23 protein-coding genes are annotated in these 25,227 nt (G+C 63.9%); 1 reads left to right on the forward strand and 22 read right to left on the reverse strand.

Annotated features, from left to right (window positions below; genetic code table 11):
* On the forward strand, window positions 1–173 hold a 173-nt coding region (locus BM388_RS08780), incomplete at its 5' end, for a transposase (protein ID WP_175535063.1).
* Between the two features lie 124 nt (window positions 174–297).
* Here BM388_RS08780 and BM388_RS08785 read toward each other — a convergent pair.
* The 22 genes from BM388_RS08785 to mnmG form a co-directional block, all read right to left on the reverse strand.
* Window positions 298–1,821 carry a TnsD family Tn7-like transposition protein gene (locus tag BM388_RS08785; protein WP_089849219.1) on the reverse strand — a complete coding sequence of 508 codons (1,524 nt, stop codon included), beginning with the start codon at window positions 1,819–1,821 and terminating at the stop codon, window positions 298–300.
* Window positions 1,821–3,437, reverse strand: coding sequence for an ATP-binding protein (locus BM388_RS08790; RefSeq protein WP_089849222.1), 1,617 nt, complete (start codon window positions 3,435–3,437; stop codon window positions 1,821–1,823). Before BM388_RS08790 ends, BM388_RS08785 begins: the two co-directional genes overlap by 1 nt.
* Window positions 3,430–5,517, reverse strand: coding sequence for a Mu transposase C-terminal domain-containing protein (locus BM388_RS08795; protein WP_245781501.1), 2,088 nt, complete (start codon window positions 5,515–5,517; stop codon window positions 3,430–3,432). The genes BM388_RS08790 and BM388_RS08795 overlap by 8 nt, the downstream gene beginning before the upstream one ends.
* Complete coding sequence (locus tag BM388_RS08800; protein ID WP_245781502.1) at window positions 5,504–6,367, reverse strand: TnsA endonuclease C-terminal domain-containing protein; 864 nt, start codon at window positions 6,365–6,367, stop codon at window positions 5,504–5,506. The genes BM388_RS08795 and BM388_RS08800 overlap by 14 nt, the downstream gene beginning before the upstream one ends.
* 106 nt (window positions 6,368–6,473) lie before the next feature.
* Window positions 6,474–8,309, reverse strand: a complete 1,836-nt coding sequence (glmS, locus tag BM388_RS08805) for a glutamine--fructose-6-phosphate transaminase (isomerizing) (protein ID WP_089849226.1) — start codon at window positions 8,307–8,309, stop codon at window positions 6,474–6,476.
* Window positions 8,310–8,320: 11 nt separating this feature from the next.
* Entirely contained in the window at window positions 8,321–9,700 is a 1,380-nt protein-coding gene (glmU, locus tag BM388_RS08810; RefSeq protein WP_089849228.1) for a bifunctional UDP-N-acetylglucosamine diphosphorylase/glucosamine-1-phosphate N-acetyltransferase GlmU, read from the reverse strand.
* Between the two features lie 33 nt (window positions 9,701–9,733).
* The gene (locus BM388_RS08815) at window positions 9,734–10,846 is read right to left on the reverse strand and encodes an FAD:protein FMN transferase (protein ID WP_089849230.1); all 1,113 of its coding nucleotides are present in this window, start codon (window positions 10,844–10,846) and stop codon (window positions 9,734–9,736) included.
* Window position 10,847: 1 nt separating this feature from the next.
* On the reverse strand, window positions 10,848–11,651 hold the full coding sequence (locus BM388_RS08820) for an undecaprenyl-diphosphate phosphatase (RefSeq protein ID WP_089849232.1): 804 nt from the start codon (window positions 11,649–11,651) through the stop codon (window positions 10,848–10,850).
* A gap of 84 nt (window positions 11,652–11,735) precedes the next feature.
* A complete protein-coding gene (gene mgtE, locus BM388_RS08825) occupies window positions 11,736–13,106 on the reverse strand; it encodes a magnesium transporter (RefSeq protein WP_089849234.1) in 1,371 nt (456 codons plus the stop codon).
* 145 nt (window positions 13,107–13,251) lie between these two features.
* Window positions 13,252–13,680: a F0F1 ATP synthase subunit epsilon gene (locus BM388_RS08830; protein ID WP_089849236.1), complete on the reverse strand. Its 429-nt coding sequence runs from the start codon at window positions 13,678–13,680 to the stop codon at window positions 13,252–13,254.
* A 24-nt stretch (window positions 13,681–13,704) separates the two neighbouring features.
* Window positions 13,705–15,081, reverse strand: coding sequence for a F0F1 ATP synthase subunit beta (gene atpD / locus BM388_RS08835; protein WP_089849238.1), 1,377 nt, complete (start codon window positions 15,079–15,081; stop codon window positions 13,705–13,707).
* Between the two features lie 65 nt (window positions 15,082–15,146).
* Complete coding sequence (atpG, locus tag BM388_RS08840) at window positions 15,147–16,028, reverse strand: F0F1 ATP synthase subunit gamma (protein WP_089849240.1); 882 nt, start codon at window positions 16,026–16,028, stop codon at window positions 15,147–15,149.
* A 71-nt stretch (window positions 16,029–16,099) separates the two neighbouring features.
* Window positions 16,100–17,644 (reverse strand): F0F1 ATP synthase subunit alpha, encoded by a 1,545-nt coding sequence (gene atpA / locus BM388_RS08845; RefSeq protein ID WP_089849242.1) that lies wholly within the window; start codon window positions 17,642–17,644, stop codon window positions 16,100–16,102.
* Between the two features lie 16 nt (window positions 17,645–17,660).
* Window positions 17,661–18,200 carry a F0F1 ATP synthase subunit delta gene (locus tag BM388_RS08850; RefSeq protein ID WP_089849244.1) on the reverse strand — a complete coding sequence of 180 codons (540 nt, stop codon included), beginning with the start codon at window positions 18,198–18,200 and terminating at the stop codon, window positions 17,661–17,663.
* A gap of 11 nt (window positions 18,201–18,211) precedes the next feature.
* Window positions 18,212–18,682: a F0F1 ATP synthase subunit B gene (locus BM388_RS08855; protein WP_089849246.1), complete on the reverse strand. Its 471-nt coding sequence runs from the start codon at window positions 18,680–18,682 to the stop codon at window positions 18,212–18,214.
* Window positions 18,683–18,757: 75 nt separating this feature from the next.
* Window positions 18,758–18,985, reverse strand: a complete 228-nt coding sequence (atpE, locus tag BM388_RS08860; RefSeq protein ID WP_089849248.1) for a F0F1 ATP synthase subunit C — start codon at window positions 18,983–18,985, stop codon at window positions 18,758–18,760.
* 58 nt (window positions 18,986–19,043) lie between these two features.
* The gene (gene atpB, locus BM388_RS08865; protein ID WP_089849250.1) at window positions 19,044–19,871 is read right to left on the reverse strand and encodes a F0F1 ATP synthase subunit A; all 828 of its coding nucleotides are present in this window, start codon (window positions 19,869–19,871) and stop codon (window positions 19,044–19,046) included.
* Window positions 19,872–19,885: 14 nt separating this feature from the next.
* Complete coding sequence (locus BM388_RS08870; RefSeq protein ID WP_089849252.1) at window positions 19,886–20,272, reverse strand: ATP synthase subunit I; 387 nt, start codon at window positions 20,270–20,272, stop codon at window positions 19,886–19,888.
* Between the two features lie 228 nt (window positions 20,273–20,500).
* Entirely contained in the window at window positions 20,501–21,415 is a 915-nt protein-coding gene (locus BM388_RS08875) for a ParB/RepB/Spo0J family partition protein (RefSeq protein ID WP_089849254.1), read from the reverse strand.
* Window positions 21,416–21,456: 41 nt separating this feature from the next.
* Entirely contained in the window at window positions 21,457–22,227 is a 771-nt protein-coding gene (locus tag BM388_RS08880; RefSeq protein ID WP_089849256.1) for a ParA family protein, read from the reverse strand.
* Between the two features lie 31 nt (window positions 22,228–22,258).
* Complete coding sequence (gene rsmG, locus BM388_RS08885) at window positions 22,259–22,933, reverse strand: 16S rRNA (guanine(527)-N(7))-methyltransferase RsmG (protein ID WP_089849258.1); 675 nt, start codon at window positions 22,931–22,933, stop codon at window positions 22,259–22,261.
* The gene (gene mnmG / locus BM388_RS08890; protein WP_089849260.1) at window positions 22,930–24,834 is read right to left on the reverse strand and encodes a tRNA uridine-5-carboxymethylaminomethyl(34) synthesis enzyme MnmG; all 1,905 of its coding nucleotides are present in this window, start codon (window positions 24,832–24,834) and stop codon (window positions 22,930–22,932) included. The genes rsmG and mnmG overlap by 4 nt, the downstream gene beginning before the upstream one ends.
* Window positions 24,835–25,227 lie beyond the last annotated feature (393 nt).

The following is a 25,227-nucleotide window of genomic DNA, read 5'->3' on the forward strand; positions in this document are numbered from 1 at the left end:
ACCTCAAGCGCACGGTATACGCCACGGCCCAGGTCACCACCCTGCGCCTGAAGTTGCTGAAGATCGGTGGCGTGGTGATCCGCAATACCCGGCGCGTCCGGCTGATGCTGAGTAGCCACTACCCCGACCAAGACCTCTTCCTCAAGCTGATCAAGAAACTGGTGCCGGGATGACCGGCAGGGTGCTGTCCCCGGCACGAGATAAACAATGGGGGTAGGGGGCAGTGCGTCTTGAAGGCGGGAAATCGATCAAAAAGTGAGCGATTCTCGCGCCATCCAGCATGAAGAGCTGGCCTGCTCACCCGCCAGGCCAAACTCGCGATACTGATGCAATATTCAGGCTAGCCAGTTCGGTCGTACGCGATGGCTGCAATCCACACAAGCGCTTCAATTCCCATTTCTTCCGTGTCCTGCCTGCCAAGGCGTCGTTGATGAGTGCCTTGGTTAGTCTCCTCACTTGGTACTCACTCAAAATCTCAGAATACTTATCCAAGAAGGCCCTGCAGAGTGGCAGTCGATGGAGGTTATTCGATACCGAAGCGGAATGGGGGAGCTGACTGAGGAACCAAGCCTGGCTTCGCCTGGGGGCAGACAGGTTTTCTCCACTCTCTGTCTCAATACGGATCAAACGCCTGACCAGTTGCCGATCTCGCCTAGACCAATCGATCTGACGATGGTTGCCATGCTTAACTTTCCTAACGGCATTCGTAGACATCAGCCACTGACGGTCGTGGCGGTATAGCCAGAAATAGAGAGCTTGACTACCTTGATCCCTCGCCCGTTTCGTTCCCCCAGCCTTGCACAGCGCCTTGAGCCACTTTTCCCTCTGCCGAAAAAGCTGCGAATCGGTATGTGCAGTGACTGGAGCCGCCCTGCTTCTCACCTTGTCTTCATCGGGAAACTGAGCCACTTCCACCAAAAGGGATCCGGCATCTTGCCCCTGCTTGAAGCAGGTCCATACAGTGAGATGCTGGAGGAAACTGAAGGACTTGCGATGTTTGCGGAACATGGCAACGAACCAGTAGGGCGCTTCCGAGACCAACACCTCATTGGAAGCCAACCAGTTACTGGAATGGCTGGACAGCACCCGTCGCCAAAGGATGTCGAAACGAATGTGGTGGCCCTTTGTCGCTCCTTGCTCAACAGCCAGGTTGTAATAGAAACGGCTCCACTGGCGAAAAGTTGGCGACGGGGCATTGGGGGACGACAGTAACTGGCGAACGCCTCTAGTAATCAGCAGATCGCTTGCGTCCGCCGGAGCCGGTAGCCCTCTGTGCGGGCAGTTCCAGGGGGAGGCGGCTTGGAAATCGTATCGCGACCTACGTCTAAAGGGCACGCTGGAACCCAACAAGCGACACAGGTGCTCGAGACAAGCATTTGCCCCGATGACTTGCCACTCGCGGCGCCAATAGTATTCCCCATGCCGAGCGTGCATCTCGGCTAGGCAGATGGGACAGTATCGCAGCCAAGGAGGCCATTTCACCGTGGCCGTGGTGATCCCCGAAAGGCCCAAGGTACCGGGCTGACCCTCACCGATTATAGCTGCCTCTAGGCGGTTCCGGCGCTCTAGGGGCATGAAAGGTGCATACAGCGGGAATAGCGTATGACGACGCACCAAAAGTGCAGCGTCCAGGCCCAATGGCCTACCAACGTTCATTACCAGCTTCCCTAAGTGGCTTGGCAGATCTGTGGTAGCAGCCACCCAAGGGTCCGAAAAATGCTGCCTTAACAACTCCTTTTGGCTGTCCAAGCCCAAGTGGACCCGGCAACGAGCCAAGGCACTGTAGAGTAGTTCATCCTGATGCAGCATGGGGAAGTACATCAGCCCGCTTCCCCCCAAAGGCTACCAAGGTCAAACACCATCCCTTGATCCTTGAGCCGCCGGTAGGCTTGGCTCTCTGGACCCGAGACGTGAATCCGGCGTAGATCCTCTTGGGGCAGGGATTTCCACTCGGCCCGTTTCACCCTGCTAGCCTTGGGTTGCTCGGGCTTCGTCCCGGACATATAGGCGGTTACCTTATGGACCAGGGCGGCCAATGGTAGGTCAGGGTGACTGGATAGAATCTCGTCGGCCATCGGTATCGCGATGTCTTCCGGGATCTCCATCTGATTCAGCAGGTCAAGCAGACGCTTGGCCTTGTCATCTTTCACCCTTGGCGCTGCCTTGGTTTCCGGCAGCTTTTCCTGCACTGATGCCGCCATAGCAAGCATTCTCGTCTCGATCTCCGGCATCTGCAGATCGTCGTACTGAGCAATGAGTTCCGGTCGGTTGCTCCTCAAGGCGGCCAGCATGGGATGCACCGGCTTCAATTCGTCCTCGTAGACCTTGCGAAGCAGAGCCGAAGTGATGCACTCATCACCGGTGGCGATAGCACGGATCTGAGCCAAGACAAACAACTTCACGACGATATCCATCACGCCCTGAGTGAGGTCGTACATCGTTGTTTCGAGCTCGTCATCCAAGGGACGAGCATTGCGTAGCCACTGGTATTGCCAGAGGCGTTTCATCAGCTTGCTCCACTGCTTGTCCCTGGGTAGCCTGTCCCAGAAGAGGCTGCCCATGCCTGAGACTCGCCGTGCAGCCCGGAAAGTCCGTTGAAAGAATTTCCTGGCTCTATGGGTACCCACCTGAATCACCGGCACCCCGATGGTGTTCACCAGGGACACAAAGAAATTGTGCATCTTCTCTGCACCGCCGGATCTTGCTTCGTTAAGATTCTGTACTTCATCTATAATAAGAACGCCGAGGGCATGCAGGTTGGCTACTTGGCACATACTTGCCAACAATCGCTTGGTACCGAGCTTCTTGCGTCCGTGACTGCGGCTATAGTCGGTATACAGTACCTTATCGACTTGGTTGAAGAAGCTCAGGCATAGCTCATCCAGGTCGCCGTCAATGGGGCAGTCAACCTTGAGGTAGGTTAACTGGGTGACACCGTGATCAGGATGATAGATCGCCTGCGGATACATGCCGAGGATCCGCTCGAGTGTTCGGCTCTTGCCGCACCCCGAGCATCCAAAGAGGGACAGGCTGTTAGCCGTGGATACGACGCCTTCGAAAGCTCGCGCCTCCAGGTCCTCCGTCATCACCCTTTGGAAACCATTCTGTAAGTGCGCATACAAGGAACCGTTAGCCGGGTTCCGGCCCAAGTAGCCTTGCCGAATCAACAAGGAGATCTTGGCTTCCAGTTGCAAGTGGTGACCCAAGGGTTGGAAGAAGGAGTGAAGAAGCCTGGCGATGGCGTGAACCCTCAGCCTGCCGTCCAAGTTGAGTTCCTGCTCGTCATAGCGAGGTTTGAGCTGCAACCCAGATACCAACTGCGCTAATGGCATCACTGGAGGGAGGGCGCAAATCAAGGGGTTGTCCCGGTATTCCACGAGACCAGGATCCTGGTAACTCGCTTCGGGGATCTGCCCCTGAGTTGACGACTCACTCATCTCCATCCTCCCCAAACAGCAGATCCGTCATGTCGGGATAGGCATAGTCATCTTCACTCTCGCCGTGGATGCGCACGACCTCAGCCGGGGTCTGCCGCTCCGGCTTGGCGGGCCTGAAGGCGGTGGTGTGACGCTCAATCTGCTTTTCTTCCTGCTTGTTCTTCCTCACCTGTGCGCCCAGGTCCTGTCTGACGATACCTGAACGGACGGGGCTGCTCTGTTCCGCCTCGTCGGCAATGGATTCGATCGTCTCCAGCAGCTTGCCTTTTTCCTTCATTGCCTCCATGGCGGCGTTGGCATCACTCCTACGCTCAGCCTGGGATAACAACCAAACGTCCCAGAAGGTCATACCCCTGAAACGCCGACTGCGATCAGCAAGGTCGCAAACCCAGTATTCCTTGAGGTTGCTGGACGGCCGGATGTAAATATGATCGGCACTACGTGGATCGTAGGCCACCAATATCTTCTGCGGTCTGCGACCTTGACCCCGGTGGAACCACCCTGCCTTCAGCGCCTCCTGGCACGTGTAGAAGCAGCCGAAGATCCTGATCCCAAGGTCCGATACGGTGGCCTGTTCGTGGGGCAGCAAATTGATGCGGACCAAGTTCTCTGGTGCCGTGCGCAACCGCCCAGTCAGGTTAGCCAGTCCCCAGTTCCATAGCTTCACAGGTATGGCCGGCAGACTTGCAGGCATGCCGATGGTCCTGTCGTATTTGCTCAGGGTATGGAAGTTGTTGTGCCAAAGAACACCAGCGATGATGGTCTTGGTGAACTCGGCCAGCGTCAGGCTGGCATCTAGCCTGTAGTCACGCCCGCCACGCTTACGGCTGGTGGTTCCTTCGACCACACCACTGACGTAAGGCTTAAACCGATCCTGAGCCGTCCTGAAATAGCGCTCTACTATGCCCTTGGCATCCCCGCGCCGAGCTGACGCATTTTCTATACGTACACCGAATGCTTGGGAAAATGCCTCGACCTTGGTGCCGTTCAATTCACCTTTATCGGCCAGCACCACGTCAGGTAAACCCTGCACTGGCCAATCATCGGCATCGATGTCCAATCCATATTGGCGACAGTAAATCACCTTGTCCAACACGGTATTCGCCAAGGCCACCATGGCGCTGACCCAGGATGGCCCCTCGAAACCGACGTACATGCCGGTCACCATGCGGCTGAACACGTCCACCACCATGTACACGACCGGTCTGCCAACGATCAGGCTACGGTCATGCTCGGACACCAGGTAGATGTCAGCTATGGTGGCATCTATTTGGTAACGATAGCCTGGTCCCAGCGTCTCGGTCGTCGAGGTGCTCGTCAGGGGACGAACGTCCTTGGCGAAATCGACAGCGGAAGTGCGACGCTCCAATGTGTCGAAAAAGTGGTATTCGCGCTTGTAGAAATAGCGGAATTGTTCCAGCGTTGGCAATTCTTTCGCCGGCAGGTCGGGCCGGATGGCGCCGACCAAGTTCAAGCCGGCGGCGTAGGCATCGGTGACCGACGGATGCTTTTCCTTGAGCAGCCGCTCTTCAATAACTCGTCGGAAGATACGCTCAATGTCGGGAGTGATGTTGCTTCCCCGTCCATCCCGAATGATACGTGGTCTTCCTAGCTTGACGTGGCCCGGTTTGCGGCGTTTACCCCGTCCCCCGGAATTGACATAGTCCGGCAATAAGGCATTCTTGCACATTCCGCGCTGCCAGTAACGCCTCAAAAGCCTGTACACCGTCTGCTTGGTGACACCGTTGCGCTGCATGATGGTCGTGACGATTCGCCCCCTGGACTGGCGCGTGAATAGACCGGTATCCATCACTGCCTCGGTAATGATGGCCCAGGCGGCATCGCGCTTCTGCCGGTCAACGGAGCCTTCTTCTACTTCCCGTAACGTTCTGTCCAGGAAGGGATCATCTATTCGCTGAATGGCCCCATCCATGAGCAACCGTTCCAAGTCGGTGACTGGAATTGAAGCTGGTAGGGCAGTGGTCGAATCGATGTCGATCCAAATCGCCAGCTTCGCATCACACCAGAGCAAGCGCCTTCGATGTTCATCAATTCGAAAAACCTGATTAACGGGAAGCACGAAGTACCTCCTGCCGTTGGCTTTGGAGGGTGATGGCAATATCTACTGGCTTAAGCACCCTATACGGCTTGTTGATATCGAAAAGGAAATAGTGCTGCGCCAACAACTGACGAAGCCAATAGAGCGCTTGACCAGGTTCCAGCCCGTAGGCCATATCCAAACCTTGGGCGATGGTCGTAAGCGTCCTGCCGGGATCGCGCTGGAACTCGTGAAGATACAATTTTTGGTAGTTATCGAGCTCGTCCAGGGAGAGCTCATTTTCAGATTGGGCAGGATAAAGCCATTGGATGTTAGCGAATGCCGTCTTGGAGACTTCCCTTTCGGTGACTATGGCCCAAGGAATTCCCTTCTCAGCCCAGTACCGCCTCTCGAGTTCCAGCCTCTCGACGACCTCTGACTTCTCGAGATCGCTGCTGTACTTGGCCTGGATGGCCATAGCCGGCCTCGCGGAATCATCAAAATCGACCAGGAAGTCGCTGCTCAGTACCTGTGGAGTGCCCTTGAACCTTGCATGAGGTAGGCCGGCTTCTTCGGCGATCCGGACCGTGTCCTCAACCCGCAAGGGAAACTGTTCTCGGACGTCGACGACCTTGGGCGACCAGTCCAACGACAGGAAGACCGCAAGCTCAAGATCAGATAAGAGATGATGCATCCGCTGGCACTTGTTGCCGAACAGGCGATGTGAGCGCCCCAGCGAGGAAACGTCCCGGGTATAGATGAATGGCTTGTAGTCAGGGCCGCGGCCTTGGCCACGCCCCTCTTTCAGTCGCTTGTCGATTTGCGCCTGATTGAGTCCCTTGAATGTTCCAGCCATAAAAAAGCCAGCGCCTTGTGTTCTTGAGTCCAACATAGCCGACACCGGCTTAGAATGACACTTTATTCTCAAGGATGATACTTTATTTTTAAGGATGACACTTTATTTTCCTCCCACAGGAACAGGCGCGGCGGTGGCACGCTCACTCCACGGTGACGGACTTGGCGAGGTTACGCGGCTGATCCACGTCGGTGCCCTTGAGCACCGCCACGTGATAGCTGAGTAGCTGCAGCGGCACGGTGTAGAGGATCGGCGCCAGCGCCTCATGCACGCCGGGCAGATGCAGTACCTGCACGCCCTCCTCCTCGACCAGTCCCACCTCGGCATCGGCGAAGACGAACAGCTCGCCGCCCCGGGCCCGCACCTCCTGGAGGTTGGACTTGAGCTTGTCGAGCAGGTCATCGTTGGGCGCCACCGAGATGACCGGCATCTCGCTGTCGACCAGCGCCAGGGGGCCGTGCTTGAGCTCGCCCGCCGGGTAGGCCTCGGCATGGATGTAGGAGATCTCCTTGAGCTTCAGCGCCCCCTCCAGCGCGATGGGGAAGTGGGCCCCGCGCCCCAGGAAGAGCGCGTGCTGCTTCTCGGCGAAGGCCGTGGCGAGCACCTCGATGGCCGGATCCAGCGCCAGCACCCGCGCCACCAGGCCCGGCAGGCCGCGCAGCGCCTCGACCAGGCTCGCCTGCTCGGAGGCCGCGAGGCCCTTGACCCTACCCAGCGCCAGAGTCAGCAGCATCAGGGCGGTGAGCTGGGTGGTGAAGGCCTTGGTGGAGGCCACGCCGATCTCGGGGCCGGCCCGGGTCATCAGGGTCAGGTCCGACTCACGCACCAGGGAGCTGCCCGGCACGTTGCAGATCGCCAGGCTGCCCAGGTAGCCACGCTCCTTGGCGAAGCGCAGCGCCGCCAGGGTGTCGGCCGTCTCGCCGGACTGGGAGAGCGTCACGAACAGCGTGTCCTCGGGCACCACCACCTGGCGATAGCGGTACTCCGAGGCGACCTCCACCTGGACCGGCACTCCGGTGTAACGCTCCAGCCAGTAGCGGGCCACCATGCCGGCGTGATAGCTGGTGCCGCAGGCCACGACATGGATCTGCTTGACCCGCCCAAACAGCGCCTCGGCCTCGGGACCGAAGCTCTCCACCAGCGCCGAGCGCTCGCCCAGTCGTCCTTCCAGGGCCGCAGCGATCACCGTCGGCTGTTCATGGATCTCCTTGAGCATGAAGTGGCGGTAGTCGCCCTTGCTGGCCGCGCCGTCGCCGTGCTCGAAGACCTGTACCTCGCGCTCGACCGCGCGTCCCTCGGCATCGACCACCTCGATCACGCCACCTTGAGAGAGGCGCACCGCGTCGCCCTCCTGCAGGTAGAGGAAACGGTCGGTGACCTGCAGCAGCGCCAGCGGGTCGGAGGCGAGGAAGGCCTCGTCGATGCCCACGCCCACCACCAGCGGACTGCCCTTGCGAGCCCCGATGATCACGTCAGGCTCGTCGGCATGAATCACGCCCAGGGCGTAGGCGCCGTCGAGATGGGCCAGCACGCCGCGCACGGCGGTGAGCAGGTCGCCGACGCGGCGGCTTTCGCGCTCCAGCAGATGGGCGATCACCTCGGTATCGGTCTCCGAGGTGAAGGCGTAGCCCTCGGCCTCGAGCTCGCGACGCAGGGCCTCGTGGTTTTCGATGATGCCGTTATGCACCACCGCCAAGCGCTCGCCGGACTGGTGAGGGTGGGCATTCGCCTCGCTGGGGCGACCGTGGGTCGCCCAGCGGGTATGGGCGATGCCGCTGCGCCCCGGCAGCGGCTCGGGCACCAAGCGCTCCTCAAGGGCGGCTACCTTGCCCAGCGCCCGCTGGCGCTGCAGGCGCCCCTCGGGCGAGCGCACCGTCATCCCGGCCGAGTCATAGCCGCGGTACTCCAGGCGCTTCAAGCCCTCCAGCAGGATGCCCTGGACGTTGCGCTCGGCAACGGCGCCGACGATTCCACACATGTGATTTCTCCTCAGGATTCCTGGCGCTTGGTCGGTCGCGGCCAATCGGGCTTGCTGATCTGGCGGCCGCGCGTGACCGCCAGGGCATGGTCGGGCACGTCCTTGGCGATGGTCGATCCGGCCCCCACGGTGGCGCCCCGGCCGACGATCACCGGCGCCACCAGGGCGGTGTTGGAGCCGATGAAGGCCCCGTCGTCGATCTCGGTATGGTGCTTGTTGGCGCCGTCGTAGTTGCAGGTGATGGTGCCGGCGCCGACGTTGACGTCGCGCCCCAGCCGGGCGTCGCCGACATAGCTCAGGTGGTTGATCTTGCTGCCCTCACCCACTTCGGCGTTCTTGGTCTCGACGAAGTTGCCGACCCTGGCGCCGACCGCCAGGCGCGAGCCGGGCCGCAGCCGGGCGAAGGGCCCGACGCGGTTGTGGCCGGCCACCGCGGCGCCCTCGAGGACGCTGTGGGCCTCGATCACCGACTCGGCGCCGACGTGGCTGTCGCGAATCACGCAGTTAGGGCCGATGCGCACCCCCTCGCCGAGCTCGACGTCGCCCTCGAAGACGCAGCCCACGTCGATTTCGACATCGTGGCCGCAGGTCAGGCGCCCGCGGACGTCGAGGCGCGCCGGGTCGGCGAGCGCCACGCCCTGCTCCATCAGCCGCTCGGCGATGTCGTGCTGGAGGGCACGCTCCAGGCGGGCCATCTGGGCGCGATTATTGACGCCCTCGACCTCCTGGGCGCGCGCCGGCTGGACGGTGGCGATCCGCACGCCCTCGGCGGCGGCCATGGCGATGACGTCGGTGAGGTAGTACTCGCCCTGGGCGTTGTCGGCGGAGAGGCTCGGCAGCCAGCGACGCAGCTGGGTGGCGGTCATGGCCATGATGCCGGTGTTGCACTCGCGCACGGCCCGCTCGGCCTCGGAGGCGTCCTTGTGCTCAACGATGGCCACCACCTCGCCCTCCGCGTTGCGCAGGATGCGCCCGTAGCCGGTCGGATCGTCCAGGGTGACGGTGAGCAGGCCCAGGTGCTGCTCGTCGACCCGCGCCAGCAGTTCGACCAGCGTCTCGCGGCGGATCAGCGGCACGTCGCCGTAGAGCACCAGCACCTTGCCCTCGCCGAGGCCGTCTAGGGCCTGGGCCACGGCATGGCCGGTGCCCTTCTGCTCGGCCTGCAGGGCGAAGCGCAGGCGACCCTCGGTCGGCGCCTCGGCCAGGGCCTCGCGCACGTGCTCTGCGCCGTGACCGACCACCACGTGGGTGCGCTCGGCGGCGAGTCCCTCGGCGGTATCGATCACGTGTCGCACCATCGGCTTGCCAGCCAGGCGGTGCAGTACCTTGGGCAGGGTCGAGCGCATCCGGGTCCCCTGCCCGGCTGCCAGTATCACCACGTCGAGCGTCATCATGACTCCTTGTCCGCGTTCATTGCTTGGCTTCTATTCTAGGGGGCCTGAGGGTTCTGCCGCCATGTCGGCCGAAGGGCCCTCGACCACCGTCACGCCCAGCGCGTCGATCGCCGCGCGGCCGAAGCGCTCGGCGAAGGCCGGGCTCGCCAGGCTCGTCCAGCCCTCGCCCTGGCGCACCAGCATCAGCACGGCGAGCCCCCGCTCGCGCGCCAGCGCCATGCCCGCCTCTTCGCCCAGCACCATCAGCGCGGTGGCCCAGGCATCGGCCCAGGCATCGGAGGGGTGCACGACGGTCGCCGAGGCCAGGCGGTGCTCGATGGGGCGACCGGTGCGCGGATCCAGGGTGTGGGAGTAGCGCTGGCCGTCCTCCTCGAAGTAGTTGCGGTAGTCGCCAGAGGTGGCCACCGCGATGCGTTCCAGAGCGAGCACGTGGCGGGCCTCGGGGCGGCCGTCGCGAGGCACCTCGATGCCGATCCGCCAGGGCTCGGACTCGGCGTCCCGATGGCCGCTCACCTTGAGCTCGCCGCCCAGGTTGACCAGGTAGTGGTCGAGCCCCTGGCGGGCGAGATAGGCGGCGACCCGGTCGGTGGCATGCCCCTTGGCCACGCCGGAAAGATCGACGAAGACGTCGCGCAGGCGTCGCGCCTGGCGGGCCTCGGCGTCGACCTCCAGGCTGTCGGGCCCGATCTCGGCCAGCCGCTCGGCCAGCGCCGCGTCACCCGGCACCTCTTGGGGTCGCGCCTCGGGGCCGAAGCTCCACAGGTTGACCAGATCACCGATGGTCATGTCGAAGGCCCCGCCGCTCGCCCTGGCCACCGACTGGCCGATGGCCAGCACCTCGATCAGCGGATCGGAGAGCGGCTGCCACTTGCCCAGGGGGGCGCGATTGAAGGCCATTAGCTCCGAATCGTCGCGCCAGGTGGACATGGCGGCGTCCACCGCCTCGAGTTCGGCGAGCAGTCCCGCCTCGAGCTCGTTGGCCTCGCCCTGAGTCAGGGGGTCGGCGATGCTCACCTGATAGAAGGTGCCGAAGATCTCCCCCTCGAGGGTCACCGGGGACTCCAGCGGGCGATCACGCTCGGAACAGCCCGAGAGCAGCAGGCCGAGCAGCAGGGAAACCAGGAGCGAACGCAGTATCGTCATGTCAGGCGCCTCCGAAGAGCCAGAGCAGCGCGACACCCAGCACGAGGCGATAGACCACGAAGGGCTGCATGCCGATCCGCTTGATGAAGACCAGGAAGAAGTGGATGCACAGATAGGCACTGACGCCGGAGAGCAGCGCCCCCATGATCAGGGCGCCCCAGTCCACCGGCACGGTGGCATCGGCGAGATGGAGGATCTCCAGCCCCCCGGCGAGCACGATGACCGGGATCGAGAGCAGGAAGGAGAAGCGCGCCGCGCCCTCACGGCTCAGGCCCAGCAGCAGGCCGGCGGTCATGGTAATGCCGGAGCGCGAGGTGCCCGGAATCAGCGCCAGCGCCTGGGCGAAGCCGATCCACAGGGCATCCCGCCAGCTCAGGCGATACTCGTTGCGGGTGCCGCGATGGCGCCAGTCGGCGTAGGCCAGCAGCAGCCCGAAGCCGATCAGCCCCCCGGCGATGACCAGCGGCGAGCGCATGACCCCCTGGACGGTGTCCTCGAAGGCCAGCCCCGCCAGCCCCACCGGGATGGTGGCCAGGATCACCCACCAGGCCAGGCGCGCCTCGTCGTCGGTGCCGCGTCCCGCCACGCTGCGACACCAGCTGGTGGTCATACCGACCAGTTCGTGGCGAAAGTAGAGCACCACCGCGCTGAGGCTGCCGATGTGCAGGGCGACATCGAAGACCAGGCCCTGGTCGTCCCAGTCAGTGAAGACCGGCACCAGGATCAGGTGGGCGGAGCTGGAGATCGGCAGGAACTCGGTCAATCCCTGAACGATGGAGAGGACGAAGATCTGTAGCCAGTCCATGGAACGGTCCGTGTGGTGGAATAAGGCGGCTCGGGCGGCCCAAGAGGATACACCCGTGCGGCCCGCCTGTCCGCCGCCAGCGGCTCAGGACGCCGACAGCATGGCGGAAGCCAAGCCGAAGTAGATCACCACCCCCGAGGCATCAATCAGGGTCGTGACCAGTGGCGCCGAGGCGGTGGCCGGGTCCCAGCCGAGGCGATCGAGAACGAAGGGCAGGCACATGCCGAGCAGGCTGCCGAACAGCACGATGGCGATCATGCTCACCGCCACCACCAGCGCCACCGCCTCGCCAGCACGGATCATGCCAATGGGTGCCACCGCCAGCGCCATGGTCAGCCCCAGAGCCCCCGCCACCAGCAGCTCACGACCGAGCAGCTTGCCCCAGTCCTTGACGCCTACATCACCGGTGGCCATGCCGCGCACCATCAGGGTGGACGCCTGGGCGCCGGCATTGCCGCCGCTGCCGATCAGCAGCGGCAGGAAGAACACCAGCGCCACCTGGGCGGCGATGGTCTCCTCGAAGTAGGCGATGCCCGCCCCGGAGAAGAGGTTGCCAAACACCAGCAGCACCAGCCAGAGCACCCGCTTGCGATACAGGCTCCACAGCGGCACCCGGCGCACGCCCCCTTCCAGGGCACCGATCGACATCCCCTTGTGGATATCTTCGGTGGCCTCGGACTCGACCACGTCCAGGGCATCGTCGTGGGTGACGATGCCGATCAGGCGGCTCTCGGCATCGACCACCGGCAGCGCCAGCAGGTCGTAGCGGGCGACGATACGCGCCACGTCCTCCTGGGTCGCGTCCACTCGGGTGTGGATAACTTCATGAATCATCAGGTCGTCGACCCGCGCCCCGGGGCGGGCCACTATCAGCTGGCGCAGCGACAGGGTACCGGCCAGCCGACCGTCGGGATCGACGACATAGAGCTGGTAGACCGTCTCGGCATCCGGGGCAGTCTGGCGCACCCGCATCATCGCCCGGGACACCGTCAGGCCGGTGGGGATCGCCACATAATCCGAGGTCATCAGGGCACCGGCGGTGCCCTCGGCGTAGCTCGCCAGGCGCTTGAGCGCCTCACGCTCCTGCCGGGCCATGCGTCGCAGCAGAGCCTCGCGACGATCGTCACCCAGCGTCTTGAAGAGATCCGCGCGCTCGTCCGCGCCCATCTCTTCGAGGATCGCCAGCAGGTCCTCGTCATCCAGCGCCTCGGTGATCGCCAGCTGCTCGTCGCCTGCGAGATAGCCAAGCACGCTGGCGCGGCGCTCCAGCGGCAGCCGCGCGAAGAGCGCCAGGGCTCGCGGCATGTCCTGATCGTCCTCGACCAGGGTCTCGAGGATCTCGGCGATATCGGCGGAACGCAGCTCCGGCAGCAGACCCTGAAGACGCGCGTCGCCGCCCTCCAGGGCGGCGAGCAGCGTCGACTTGTGCGTCTGCAGGGGTTCGCTCAATGACATGGCGGGCCTCCCGACGGCGAAGCCGGCCCCTGGGCCGGCGGGAAGAGAACGGTGGTGCCTCGAGGCGGCGCCTCACGTACCCAGAAACGACGACGCCCCCCGGACAGGGTCCGGAGGGCGTCGAGGTCGAGACACGAGCCGAGCGTTAGCCGCGGCCGGACTTGCGACGCACCTGCTGGATGGTACGCAGCTGCGCCATGGCCTCGGACAGTTCCGCGGCGGCGTGACTGTAGTCAAGCTCCGCAGACTTGTTGCCCATCTCCTTCAGCGCGTGCTGACGGGCCTCCTCGGCGGCCGCCTCGTCGAGGTCGTCGGCACGCACGGCGGTATCCGCCAGCACCGTGACCACGTCGGGCTGAACCTCGAGGAAACCGCCCGAGACGTAGAAGTGATCTTCCTCACCTCCGCCATGGACGATCCGTACCGGACCCGGCGCCAGCTCGGTGAGCAACGGCGTGTGCCCGGCCAGTATCCCGAGATCCCCCATGGTACCGGCCGCCACGACCTGCTCGGCGGACCCGGAGTAGATCGACGCCTCGGCGCTGACGATCTCGCACTTGAAGCTTTTCGTCATGATGACGTCTCCCAGGTGGAGGGATTACTTCATCTGGTTGGCTTTCTCGACGGCCTCGTCGATGGTGCCAACCATGTAGAAGGCCTGCTCGGGCAGCTCGTCATACTCGCCGTTGAGGATACCCTGGAAGCCGCGGATAGTGTCCTTCAGGGACACGTACTTGCCGGGCGCCCCGGTGAAGACCTCGGCCACGAAGAACGGCTGCGACAGGAAGCGCTGGATCTTACGCGCCCGGGAGACGGCCAGCTTGTCCTCGTCGGACAGCTCGTCCATGCCCAGGATGGCGATGATGTCCTTGAGCTCCTTGTAGCGCTGCAGCACGCCCTGCACGCCGCGAGCGATGCCGTAGTGCTCGTCGCCGACGACCAGCGGGTCGAGCTGGCGCGAGGTAGAATCCAGCGGATCGATGGCCGGGTAGATACCCAGCTCGGCGATCGAGCGCGCCAGTACCACGGTCGCATCCAGGTGCGAGAAGGTAGTCGCCGGGGACGGGTCGGTCAGGTCATCCGCGGGCACGTAGACGGCCTGCACGGAGGTGATAGAGCCATCCTTGGTGGAGGTGATGCGCTCCTGCAGGACACCCATCTCCTCGGCCAGAGTCGGCTGGTAGCCCACCGCGGACGGCATGCGGCCCAGCAGTGCGGAGACCTCGGTACCGGCCAGGGTGTAGCGGTAGATGTTGTCGACGAACAGCAGCACGTCGCGACCTTCATCGCGGAACTTCTCGGCGATGGTCAGGCCGGTCAGGGCCACGCGCAGGCGGTTGCCGGGCGGCTCGTTCATCTGACCGTAGACCAGCGACACCTTGTCGATGACGTTGGATTCGGTCATCTCGTGATAGAAGTCGTTACCCTCACGAGTCCGCTCGCCCACGCCGGCAAACACGGAGTAGCCGCTGTGCTCGGTGGCGATGTTGCGGATCAGCTCCATCATGTTGACGGTCTTGCCGACGCCGGCGCCGCCGAACAGGCCGACCTTGCCGCCCTTGGCGAACGGGCACACCAGGTCGATGACCTTGATGCCGGTCTCCAGCAGCTCGCTGGAGGCCGCCTGGTCGGCGTAGCCCGGCGCCTTGCGGTGAATCGGCATGCGCTCTTCTTCGCCGATGTCGCCGGCCTCATCGATGGGCTCGCCCAGCACGTTCATGATGCGGCCCAGGGTCTCCTTGCCGACCGGCACGGAGATCGGGGCACCGGTGCCGACCACGTTCAGGCCGCGCTTGAGGCCCTCGGTGGTGCCCATGGCGATGGTGCGCACCACGCCGTCACCCAGCTGCTGCTGGGTCTCGAGAACGGTCCCGGTGTCCGAGACATTCAGCGCGTCGTAGACCTTGGGCACATCGTCCCGCGGAAACTCTACGTCAATCACCGCGCCGATGATTTGTACGATACGTCCGCTCATCTTGGTTCCTCTCAAATACCTGCAAATGAAACCTGCATGCCGGGAGGGCACCGCCCTCCCCGACGCTAAACGGCGGCGGCGCCACCGACGATCTCGGAGATTTCCTGGGTAATGGCCGCCTGACGGGCCTTGTTGTACACCAGCTCCAGGTCGTCGATCAGATTGCCGGCGTTGTCGGTGGCGCTCTTCATGGCGATCATCCGAGCGGCCTGCTCGCACGCCACGTTCTCGACCACCGCCTGATAGACCTGCGCCTCGACGAAACGCACGAGCAGGCTATCCAGCAGCGCCTTGGCATCCGGCTCATACAGGTAGTCCCAGCTACCGGGACGCTTGTTTTCCTCGGTGGACGTGTCCGTCCCCATCTCGGCCGACAGGGGCAACAGCTGACGAACCACCGGCTTCTGGGTCATGGTGTTGACGAACTCGTTGAACACCACGTAGAGGCGGTCCAGCTTGCCCTCGTCGTACGCATCCAGCATGACCTTCACGCTGCCGATCAGGTCCTCCGGATCGGGCGCCTCACCGAGACCATTCTTGGCCGCGACGAGACTGCCGCCGAACTTGCGGAAGAAGCCGGTGGCCTTGCTGCCCAGGGCACAGAAGTCGAGCTCCGCGCCCTGCTCACGCTGGGCCTTGGCATCCTTCACCACGGACTTGAACAGGTTGACGTTGAGGCCCCCGCACAGTCCACGGTCGGAGGAGACCACGATGTAGCCGACCCGCTTGACCTCGCGCTCTTCCATCCACGGATGCTTGTACTCCGGGTTGGCATCGGCGACGTGGCCCACGACGTTGCGGATCTGCTTGGCATAGGGCTGGCTGGCCTTCATCCGGTCCTGTGCCTTGCGCATCTTCGACGCAGCCACCATTTCCATGGCGCTGGTGATCTTCTGCGTGTTCTTGATGCTCCCGATCTGGGTGCGAATCTCTTTTGCAGCTGCCATAGCGATCTACCTTATCGTTCGTGGCCCTCAGAAAGCTCCAGGGCCCGCCCCGGAGGAGCGGGCCGTCGGCATTACCAGCTCTGAGTGGCCTTGAACTTCTCGAGACCGGCCTTGAGGCCCGACTTGATTTCGTCGCTGTAGTCGCCGGTCTGGTTGATCGTCTCGAGCAGATCGGCGTGCTCGGACTTCATGTAGTCCTGCAGCGCGCGCTCGAAGTCCAGCACCTTGTTGACCTCGACGTTCTCCAGATGCCCCTCGTTGGCGGCATACAGGGAGACGGCCATCTCGGCCACGGACATCGGCGCATACTGGTGCTGCTTCATCAGCTCGGTGACGCGCTGACCGTGCTCCAGCTGCTTGCGCGTGGCCTCGTCCAGGTCGGAGGCGAACTGGGCGAAGGCCGCCAGCTCGCGGTACTGGGCCAGGGCCAGACGCACGCTGCCGCCGAGCTTCTTGATGATCTTGGTCTGGGCCGAGCCGCCGACACGAGACACCGAGAGGCCGGCGTTGATGGCCGGTCGGATGCCCGAGTTGAACAGGTCGGTCTCGAGGAAGATCTGACCGTCGGTGATCGAGATCACGTTGGTCGGAACGAACGCGGAGACGTCGCCGCCCTGGGTCTCGATGATCGGCAGGGCCGTCAGCGAGCCGGTCTTGCCCTTCACTTCGCCGTTGGTGAACTTCTCGACGTAGTCGGCGTTCACGCGAGCGGCACGCTCGAGCAGGCGGGAGTGGAGGTAGAAGACGTCACCCGGGAAGGCCTCGCGGCCCGGCGGACGACGCAGCAGCAGGGAGACCTGACGATAGGCCACGGCCTGCTTGGAGAGATCGTCGTAGACGATCAGCGAGTCTTCGCCGCGGTCGCGGAAGTACTCGCCCATGGTGCAGCCGGAGTAGGCGGCGAGGAACTGCATCGGGGCCGGATCGGCGGCGCCGGCGGCGACCACGATGGTGTGTTCCATGGCACCGTGTTCTTCGAGCTTGCGCACCACGTTGGCGATGGTCGACTGCTTCTGGCCGATGGCCACGTAGACGCAGGTGACGCCCTTGCCTTTCTGGTTGATGATCGCATCGATGGCGATGGCCGACTTGCCGATCTGGCGGTCGCCGATGATCAGCTCACGCTGGCCACGGCCGATCGGCACCATGGCATCGATGGACTTGAAACCGGTCTGGATCGGCTCGTCGACGGACTGACGGGTGATGACGCCGGGGGCGACCTTTTCCACCGCGTCGGTCAGCTTGGTGTTGAGATCACCCTTGCCGTCGATGGGGTTGCCCAGGGCGTCGACCACGCGGCCGGCGAGCTCGGGACCTACCGGCACCTCGAGGATGCGCCCGGTGCACTGGGCGGTCATGCCTTCTTCGAGCTGCAGGTAGTCGCCCAGCACCACGGCGCCGACGTTGTCGCGCTCGAGGTTCAGCGTCATGCCGAAGATGCCGCCGGGGAATTCGATCATCTCGCCGAACATCGCGTCGGCCAGGCCGTGGATCTGCACGATACCGTCAGACACGCTGACGATGGTGCCCTGATTACGGGCTTCAGATGCGACATCCAGCTTTTCGATACGCTGCTTGATGATGTCGCTGATCTCGGAAGGATTCAGTTGCTGCATGCCATGTCCCTCAGACTCAGGCGGAAAGGGCCTCGTGGAGGCGATTCAGTCGACCGCGTACCGAACCGTCGATGACGGTATCGCCGGCACGCAGGATGACGCCTCCCAGGAGGGTGGAATCCACCTGAGTGGTAATGGAGATTTCGCGGTTCAGACGCTTGGCCAGTGCACTCGCGAGCTTGTCCTGCTGAGCATCGTCCAGCGGGAAGGCAGAGACGATGTTCACGTCCATGCGCTTCTCCTGCTGGGCCTTGAGCATGGTGAACTGCTCGACGATGGCCGGAAGCGCCGCCAGGCGACCCTTCTGGCCGACCAGGCGCAAGAAGTTGCGGACGGCGTCGCTCACGGCGTCGCCACAGACGTCGACGACCACATCGGCCTTCTGGGTGCTCGACAGCTGCGGGTTGCCGAGCACGAGGCGCTGCATGTCGTCATCGGTGACGACACGCGCCGCGGTCTCGAGCATCGCGGCCCAGTCATCCAGTGCCTGCTGCTCAACGGCGTACTCGAAAGCCGCCTTGGCGTAGGGTCGTGCGACGGTAGACGTTTCCGCCATGGGTCACCTCCTCAAAGCTCGTTGGCGAGTTCGTCGACGAGCTTGCCGTGCTTCTTCTCGTCGATGGAGGATTCCAGGATCCGCTCCGCACCCACGATGGCGAGACGCGACACCTGCACCCGCAGATCTTCCTTCGCGCGATTCACTTCCTGGTCGATCTCGGACTTGGCCTGAGCGATCATCCGCTCGCCTTCCTGGCGCGCCTGGTCGCGCGCCTCCTCGATCATCTGGCTGGACCGCTTGTGGGCCTGCTCCAGAATCTCGGCGGCCTGCTCCTTGCTCTCGCGCAGTGTCTCGCCGGCCTGTTCTTCGGCCAGCTCCAGGTCACGCGAGGCGCGGCTAGCCGCGTCCAGGCCGTCGGCGATCTTCTTCTGACGCTCATGGAGCGCGTTGCTGATCGGCGGCCACACAAACTTAATGCAAAATCCGACGAAGATCGCGAAGGCGATCATCTGTCCGATTAGCGTCATGTTGATATTCACAGGGACGTACCTCTGACAGATTCGTGGCGTCCGGAAACAAGCAAACCGAGCGCGGAGCGCCCGGTGTGCCAAACGTTAACCGGCAACGACGAAGATCAGGTACATCGCGATGCCGACGCCGATCATCGGCACGGCGTCCAGCAGGCCTGCCATCAGGAAGGTCTTGGTCTGCAGCTGGTCACCCAGCTCCGGCTGGCGAGCGGTGGTTTCGAGCAGCTTGCCGCCCAGCAGGGCGAAGCCGATGCCGGTACCCAGTGCGCCCAGGCCGATCATGAGGGAGGCAGCAATGTAGACGAGTTCCATGGTGGTGCTCCTATCGAGTTTACGTTTAGGTTCAAGGGTTTAGCGGGTGTTACGTGATTCAGTGATGCTCATGTGCCGCGCTCAGATACACCACCGTCAGGACGGTGAAGATGAACGCCTGCAGGGTGATGACCAGGATGTGGAAGATGGCCCAGGGCACGTTCAGCGTCCAGGAGACCCAGAACGGCAGCAGCGCGATCAGCAGGAAGATGACCTCGCCGGCAAACATGTTGCCGAACAGACGCAGGCCCAGGCTGAGCGGCTTCACGAGCAGGCCAATGAGCTCCATGACCAGGTTGAAGGGGATCAGCGACCAGTGATTGAACGGGGTGAACGAGAGCTCCTTGACGAAGCCGCCGGCGCCCTTGACCTTGATGCTGTAGTAGATGATCAGGCAGAACACGCCCAGCGCCATGCCGAGGGTGACGTTAGGATCGGTGGTCGGCACCAGCTTCATGTACTCAACGCCGAACTTGGCGAACAGCTGCGGGGCCAGATCCACCGGCACCAGCTTCAGCAGGTTCATCAGGAAGATCCAGACGAACAGCGTCAGCGCCAGCGGGGCGATTACCGGGTTCTTGCCGTGCAGGAAGGCACCACGCACGGTGCCTTCGACGAACTCGAAGACCATCTCGATGGCGCATTGCAGCTTGCCGGGAACGCCGGTGGTCGCGGCCTTGCCGACCATGCGGAACAGCCAGATGAACAGCGCGCCCATCGCCAGCGACCAGCCCATGGAATCCAGATGGATGGCCCAGAAACCCATCTCCTGAGCCTCGCCGGCCGAGTGGGCCAGCGACCAGCCATTCTCCGGATGGTAACCATAGGTCAGGTTCTGCAGGTGGTGCTGAATATACTCCGTAGGAGTCGAGTTGTTGCCTGCCATGAGCTGCCTCGATTTCAGTTGGGTGTCTGTCGCGTCATCTGCCAGGAGGCCAGCCAATACGCGAACAGGGTCACCACATAAGCGCCAAAGAATAAAGCATGATTTGAGAGGGGCACTGTGACGAATACCAGTGCGAAGAGTGCCACTGTCAAACCAAACTTTCCGGCCGCCGCTCGGTAGAGCCCGTGGACCGCTCGGCGCGCCTGGCGACCGCCGCGGTGGCGAAACACGCGCCAGGCGAAATAGATGTTCGGCAGCAGCGCCACGGCGCTTCCCACCAGGGCCGAGGTGGCATCGGCGGGGCCCTCGAACCCGGCCGAGAGCCCGACCATGATCGCCATGGCGGCGAGCTGTGCGACCCATAGTGGTCGCAGGCTAGGGCGCCTGATCCTGGCTGCCATGGGGGTCTCCGTTCGCGCTGCCGATGGCCGGTGACCCCTGTGCTTCGCTGCTTCTCGTCGCGCGAAGGTCAACGAAAGGTCCGGCGCGATTATAGGGAAGCCCCACTTAAGCTTCAACCGAGGACGTCGCCATTGGACGCGATATCTCATTGCTCTACGACTAAAAGTCGATAAATGCGCCCAGTATGCTTAGTCGGCTAATTTTATCGTGACCTCGCCGACGGCCCGCTAGCGGATGTGCTCGAGGATCCCGTCGAGCTCGTCGAGGCTCGCATAGCGGATCGTCACGCGCCCCTTGCCGCCGCGTCCGTGCTGAATCTTCACCGGCGCCCCCAGCACTTCGGCGAGACGCGTCTCGAGGCCGGCCACGTCCGCGGACGGCGCCTCGGGGGCGGGCTTCGCCGGCTCGCCGTTGGCCAGCCGCTTGACCAGCGCCTCGGTCGCGCGAACGGTAAGGTCCTTGTTGACCACCTCGTGGGCGGCCTTGCGCTGCTTGGCCCCCGTCAGCGCCAGCAGCGCCCGGGCGTGGCCCATGTCCAGATCGCCGCGCTCGAGCAGGGTCTGCACCTCGGGGTCCAGCGTCAGCAGCCGTAGAAGGTTGGCCACCTGGGCGCGGGAGCGGCCCACGGCGTCGGCGGTCTGCTGCTGGGTCAGCGAGAACTCCTCGAGCAGGCGCTTCAGCGCCATCGCCTCCTCGACGGGATTGAGGTCTTCGCGCTGGATGTTCTCGATCAGCGCCAGCGCCAGCGCCACCTCGTCGCTCACCTCGCGGATCACCGCGGGAATCACGTCGAGCTCGGCGAGCTGGGCGGCCCGCCAGCGGCGCTCGCCGGCGATGATCTCGTAGCGAGCCTCCCCCACGGGGCGCACCACGATCGGCTGCATCACGCCCTGGGCGCGAATCGAGTCGGCCAGCTCCTCGAGGGCCTCGGGCTGGATATCGCGCCGCGGCTGGTACTTGCCGCGGGAGAGCTGCCCCAGCGGCAGGCGCTCGAGGCGCTCCTCGGGCGCAGGTGTGCGCGGCGCCGCCGATTCAACGCCCTGCTCGATTTCGACCTCGGGCAGGTCCAGGCTTTCACGACGGCGGGCGTTGGCACCGATCAGGGCATCCAGGCCACGTCCCAGGGCGCGTTTACGCGTCATCGACATTCCCTCATCACTACCAGCGGAGTTCGACGGCCGGCCTACAGCGACAGGCGTCGGATCAGTTCCTTGGCCAGCACCCGATGGGCCTGGCTGCCTCGCGATAATCGCGCGTACTTGGTGACCGGCAGCCCGTGGCTGGGCGCCTCGGCGACCCGGATGTTACGCGGAATGGTGGTCTTGAGCAGCGCATCGCCGAAGTAGTCGCGCAGCTGATGGCTGACGTCCCGGGTCAGGCTGTTCCGAGCGTCGAACATGGTACGCAGAATACCGAAGATCTCGAGCTGCGGGTTCACGCTGTCCTTGATCTGCTCAACGGTATCGAGCAGGGCGGAGAGTCCCTCCAGGGCATAGAACTCGCACTGCAGCGGAATCAGCACGCCGTCGGCCGCGGTCAGCGCGTTCACGGTGAGCATGTTCAGCGATGGCGGGCAGTCGATCAGCACCACGTCGTACTCGCCGGCCACCTCCGCCAGGGCGGTGACCAGATTGCGCTCCCGGCCCTCGCCGGCGGCGAGCAGCTCCACCTCGGCGGCGGTCAGATCGCCGTTGCCGGGAAGCAGAGCGTAGCCGGCCTCAGGACAGTCGAGGATCACCTCGGTGGGTTTCTTGTCGCCCAGCACCACGTCGAGCACGCTGCCGTCCAGCTCGTGCTTGTTGGCGCCGCTGCCCATGGTGGCATGCCCCTGGGGGTCCAGGTCGACCAGCAGCACGCGGCGATCCAGCGCCGCCAGGCTGGCGGCAAGGTTGACGGCGGTCGTGGTCTTGCCCACGCCGCCCTTCTGGTTGGTCAGGGCAATGATCTTGGTCACGTGCAACTCCCTTGCTGGGGAAACAGACGCCTCAGGGGCGGGCCTCGACGGACGCCCGGTGGCGCAGAACCACCAGCGGTCGGCTGCCGGACGCGAGGGGGACCGCGAGGTCATGACGGGCCGCCACGTCGACTCCCTCGGGAAGGCCGGCCAGCTCATCATCCACGGCAGGGCCCTTCATGGCCAGCCACTCGCCGTCGGGGGCCACCAGGGGCAAGGTCAGCGCGACGAAATCGCCAAGGCTCGAAAAGGCTCGCGAAATCACCTGCGCGTAGCCATTGGCGATCGGCGTGAAGGCCTCGACCCTTGCCTGCACCGGGGTGACGTTGGTCAGGCCGAGTTCCATCACGGCCTGGCGCTGGAAGCGCACCTTCTTGCCGTTGCTGTCGAGCAGCGTGACCGCAAGAGACGGCCGGAGAATCGCCAGGACCAGCCCGGGCAGCCCCGGGCCCGAGCCCACGTCGAGCAGCGTCGGCCCCTCGACGAAGGGCAGCACCGCGGCGCTGTCGAGCAGGTGGCGGCTGACCATCTCCTCCGGCGCGCGTACCGCGGTGAGGTTATAGGCGCGATTCCACTTGTGCAACAGCCCCACCAGCGCCAGCAGGCGACCGCGCTGCTCGGCGTCCACGGGGATGTCCAGCGCGGCCAGGCCCTGGTCGAGGCGCGCCTCGACGGTCGCCTCGACGGTCGCGTCGACGCCCGTCATGCGTTGACCGCCCGGCTGTCGTCGAGCAGCCGCCGTTTCTTGAGGTGAATCAGCAGAATCGATACTGCGGCCGGCGTCACGCCGGAGATGCGCGAGGCATGGGCCAGGGTCTCGGGGCGTGCCGCCTCGAGCTTCTGGCGGATCTCGTTGGAGAGCCCCTCGACACGCTGGTAGTCGAGGTCGGTCGGTAGCGGGGTCGCCTCATGGCGCTTGAGCTTATCGATCTCGTTCTGCTGGCGATCGATGTAGCCCTGATACTTGGCCTGGATCTGTACCTGGTCGGCCACCGTCTCGTCCTCGACGGGCGCCCCCTCGATGCCGGGCAGGTCGGCGAGATCGGCGTAGGCGAGCTCGGGACGCTTGAGCAGGTCCATCAGGCGGTACTCGCGCGGCAGCGGCGCGCCGGTCTTGGCCTCGACCCTTGCTGCGGCGGCGCTACCCGGCTGCACCCAGCTGGCCTTGAGGCGGGCGCTCTCACGCTCTACGGCGTCGCGCTTGGTGGCGAAGGCCGACCAGCGTGCGTCGTCGACCAGGCCGAGCTCGCGGCCAAGCTCGGTGAGTCGCATGTCGGCGTTGTCCTCGCGCAGCAGCAGGCGGTACTCGGCCCGGGAGGTGAACATCCGGTAAGGCTCTTTCGTCCCCAGGGTGATCAGGTCGTCGACCAGCACGCCGAGGTAGGCCTCGTCGCGACGCGGCGACCAGGCGTCCCGTCCGCGGGCCCGGCGGGCCGCGTTGAGTCCGGCGAGCAGCCCCTGGGCGCCCGCCTCCTCGTAGCCGGTGGTGCCGTTGATCTGGCCGGCGAAGAACAGGTTGTGGATGAATTTGGTTTCCAGCGAGTGCTTGAGGTCCCGCGGATCGAAGAAATCGTACTCGATGGCATAGCCCGGGCGCGTGATATGGGCGTTCTCGAAGCCCTTGATCGAGCGCACGACCTCAAGCTGCACGTCGAAGGGCAGCGAGGTGGAGATTCCGTTGGGATAGAGCTCGTGGGTATCGAGGCCTTCGGGCTCGACGAACACCTGGTGGCTGGCCTTGTCCGCGAAGCGGTGGACCTTGTCTTCGATCGACGGGCAGTAACGCGGCCCGACGCCCTCGATCACCCCCGAGTACATCGGCGAGCGATCAAGATTGGCATGGATGATCTCGTGGGTGCGCTCGTTGGTGTGGGCGATGTGGCAGCTCACCTGACGGGGGTGCATCTCGCGGTTGCCCAGGTAGGACATCACCGGCGTCGGCGTGTCGCCGGGCTGTTCCTCGAGCGAGGCGAGATCGACGCTCTTGGCATCGAGACGCGGCGGCGTGCCAGTCTTCAGGCGATCGACCCGGAACGGCAACGCCCGCAGCCGGTCGGCCAGGCCGTTGGAGGCGGGATCCCCGGCGCGTCCGCCGCGGCTGGTATCGAGCCCGATGTGGATCACCCCGCCGAGGAAGGTCCCCGTGCACAGCACCACCGTCTCGGCGAGGAAACGAATGCCGGTCTCGGTGACCACGCCGCGCACCGTATCGCCGTCGACGATCAGGTCGCCCGCGGCCTGCTGGAAGAGGGTCAGGTTGGCCTGGTTCTCCAGCATGGTGCGGATCGCAGCCTTGTAGCGGACCCGATCGGCCTGGGCCCGTGTGGCTCGCACGGCTGGCCCCTTGCGGGCGTTGAGCACCCGGAACTGGATGCCCCCGAGGTCGGTTGCCAGGCCCATGGCACCGCCCAGGGCATCGATCTCCTTGACCAGATGGCTCTTGCCGATCCCGCCGATGGCGGGATTGCAGGACATCTGGCCGAGGGTCTCGATGTTATGGGTCAGCAGCAAGGTCCGGCAGCCCATGCGGGCCGAGGCCAGGGCGGCTTCGGTTCCGGCATGGCCGCCGCCGATGACGATGACGTCAAAGCGGTCGGGATACTCCAAGGGTCACCTCTTGGCGCGGTGCGCCGATGTGGCAGTCAGGGGTGGAAATCAGCGGGGCAGTATAAACCCCCTGTGGGTAATCGTCAGGGTTTTCCACACCCGAATTTCCTCACCGTGGCCGTCGTCACTCTCCATATACAATAAAACAGAATATAAAAGAGAAGTTCTGTTGTTGTTGTAACTACTGGTGTGGACATTTTTGGTGGATAAGATAATAAAGCCTTTTTTTATCAACAGTTTGCATTGTTGACCCCTCGCGGGAGAAAGCCGTGACTGCCTGCGGACGAGGTGTCCGGAGACTGTGGATGAAATGGCGCCTTGTCCACACGCGAAAACGATCACGCCTTGTCCACCGCTTTCTACCGGGCTTGTTACCGCGACTGTGAACAGTTG

The organism is Halomonas saccharevitans (genome assembly GCF_900116405.1).
Lineage (GTDB): Bacteria > Pseudomonadota > Gammaproteobacteria > Pseudomonadales > Halomonadaceae > Halomonas > Halomonas saccharevitans.

Bases quoted from the DNA above. Each gene is read 5' to 3' on its own strand.
- BM388_RS08785 (WP_089849219.1), bottom strand. From the start codon at position 1,821: ATGTACTTCCCCATGCTGCATCAGGATGAACTACTCTACAGTGCCTTG.
- BM388_RS08790 (WP_089849222.1), bottom strand. From the start codon at position 3,437: ATGAGTGAGTCGTCAACTCAGGGGCAGATCCCCGAAGCGAGTTACCAG.
- BM388_RS08800 (WP_245781502.1), bottom strand. From the start codon at position 6,367: ATGTTGGACTCAAGAACACAAGGCGCTGGCTTTTTTATGGCTGGAACA.
- glmS (WP_089849226.1), bottom strand. From the start codon at position 8,309: ATGTGTGGAATCGTCGGCGCCGTTGCCGAGCGCAACGTCCAGGGCATC.
- glmU (WP_089849228.1), bottom strand. From the start codon at position 9,700: ATGACGCTCGACGTGGTGATACTGGCAGCCGGGCAGGGGACCCGGATG.
- BM388_RS08815 (WP_089849230.1), bottom strand. From the start codon at position 10,846: ATGACGATACTGCGTTCGCTCCTGGTTTCCCTGCTGCTCGGCCTGCTG.
- BM388_RS08820 (WP_089849232.1), bottom strand. From the start codon at position 11,651: ATGGACTGGCTACAGATCTTCGTCCTCTCCATCGTTCAGGGATTGACC.
- mgtE (WP_089849234.1), bottom strand. From the start codon at position 13,106: ATGTCATTGAGCGAACCCCTGCAGACGCACAAGTCGACGCTGCTCGCC.
- BM388_RS08830 (WP_089849236.1), bottom strand. From the start codon at position 13,680: ATGACGAAAAGCTTCAAGTGCGAGATCGTCAGCGCCGAGGCGTCGATC.
- atpD (WP_089849238.1), bottom strand. From the start codon at position 15,081: ATGAGCGGACGTATCGTACAAATCATCGGCGCGGTGATTGACGTAGAG.
- atpG (WP_089849240.1), bottom strand. From the start codon at position 16,028: ATGGCAGCTGCAAAAGAGATTCGCACCCAGATCGGGAGCATCAAGAAC.
- atpA (WP_089849242.1), bottom strand. From the start codon at position 17,644: ATGCAGCAACTGAATCCTTCCGAGATCAGCGACATCATCAAGCAGCGT.
- BM388_RS08850 (WP_089849244.1), bottom strand. From the start codon at position 18,200: ATGGCGGAAACGTCTACCGTCGCACGACCCTACGCCAAGGCGGCTTTC.
- atpE (WP_089849248.1), bottom strand. From the start codon at position 18,985: ATGGAACTCGTCTACATTGCTGCCTCCCTCATGATCGGCCTGGGCGCA.
- atpB (WP_089849250.1), bottom strand. From the start codon at position 19,871: ATGGCAGGCAACAACTCGACTCCTACGGAGTATATTCAGCACCACCTG.
- BM388_RS08870 (WP_089849252.1), bottom strand. From the start codon at position 20,272: ATGGCAGCCAGGATCAGGCGCCCTAGCCTGCGACCACTATGGGTCGCA.
- BM388_RS08875 (WP_089849254.1), bottom strand. From the start codon at position 21,415: ATGACGCGTAAACGCGCCCTGGGACGTGGCCTGGATGCCCTGATCGGT.
- rsmG (WP_089849258.1), bottom strand. From the start codon at position 22,933: ATGACGGGCGTCGACGCGACCGTCGAGGCGACCGTCGAGGCGCGCCTC.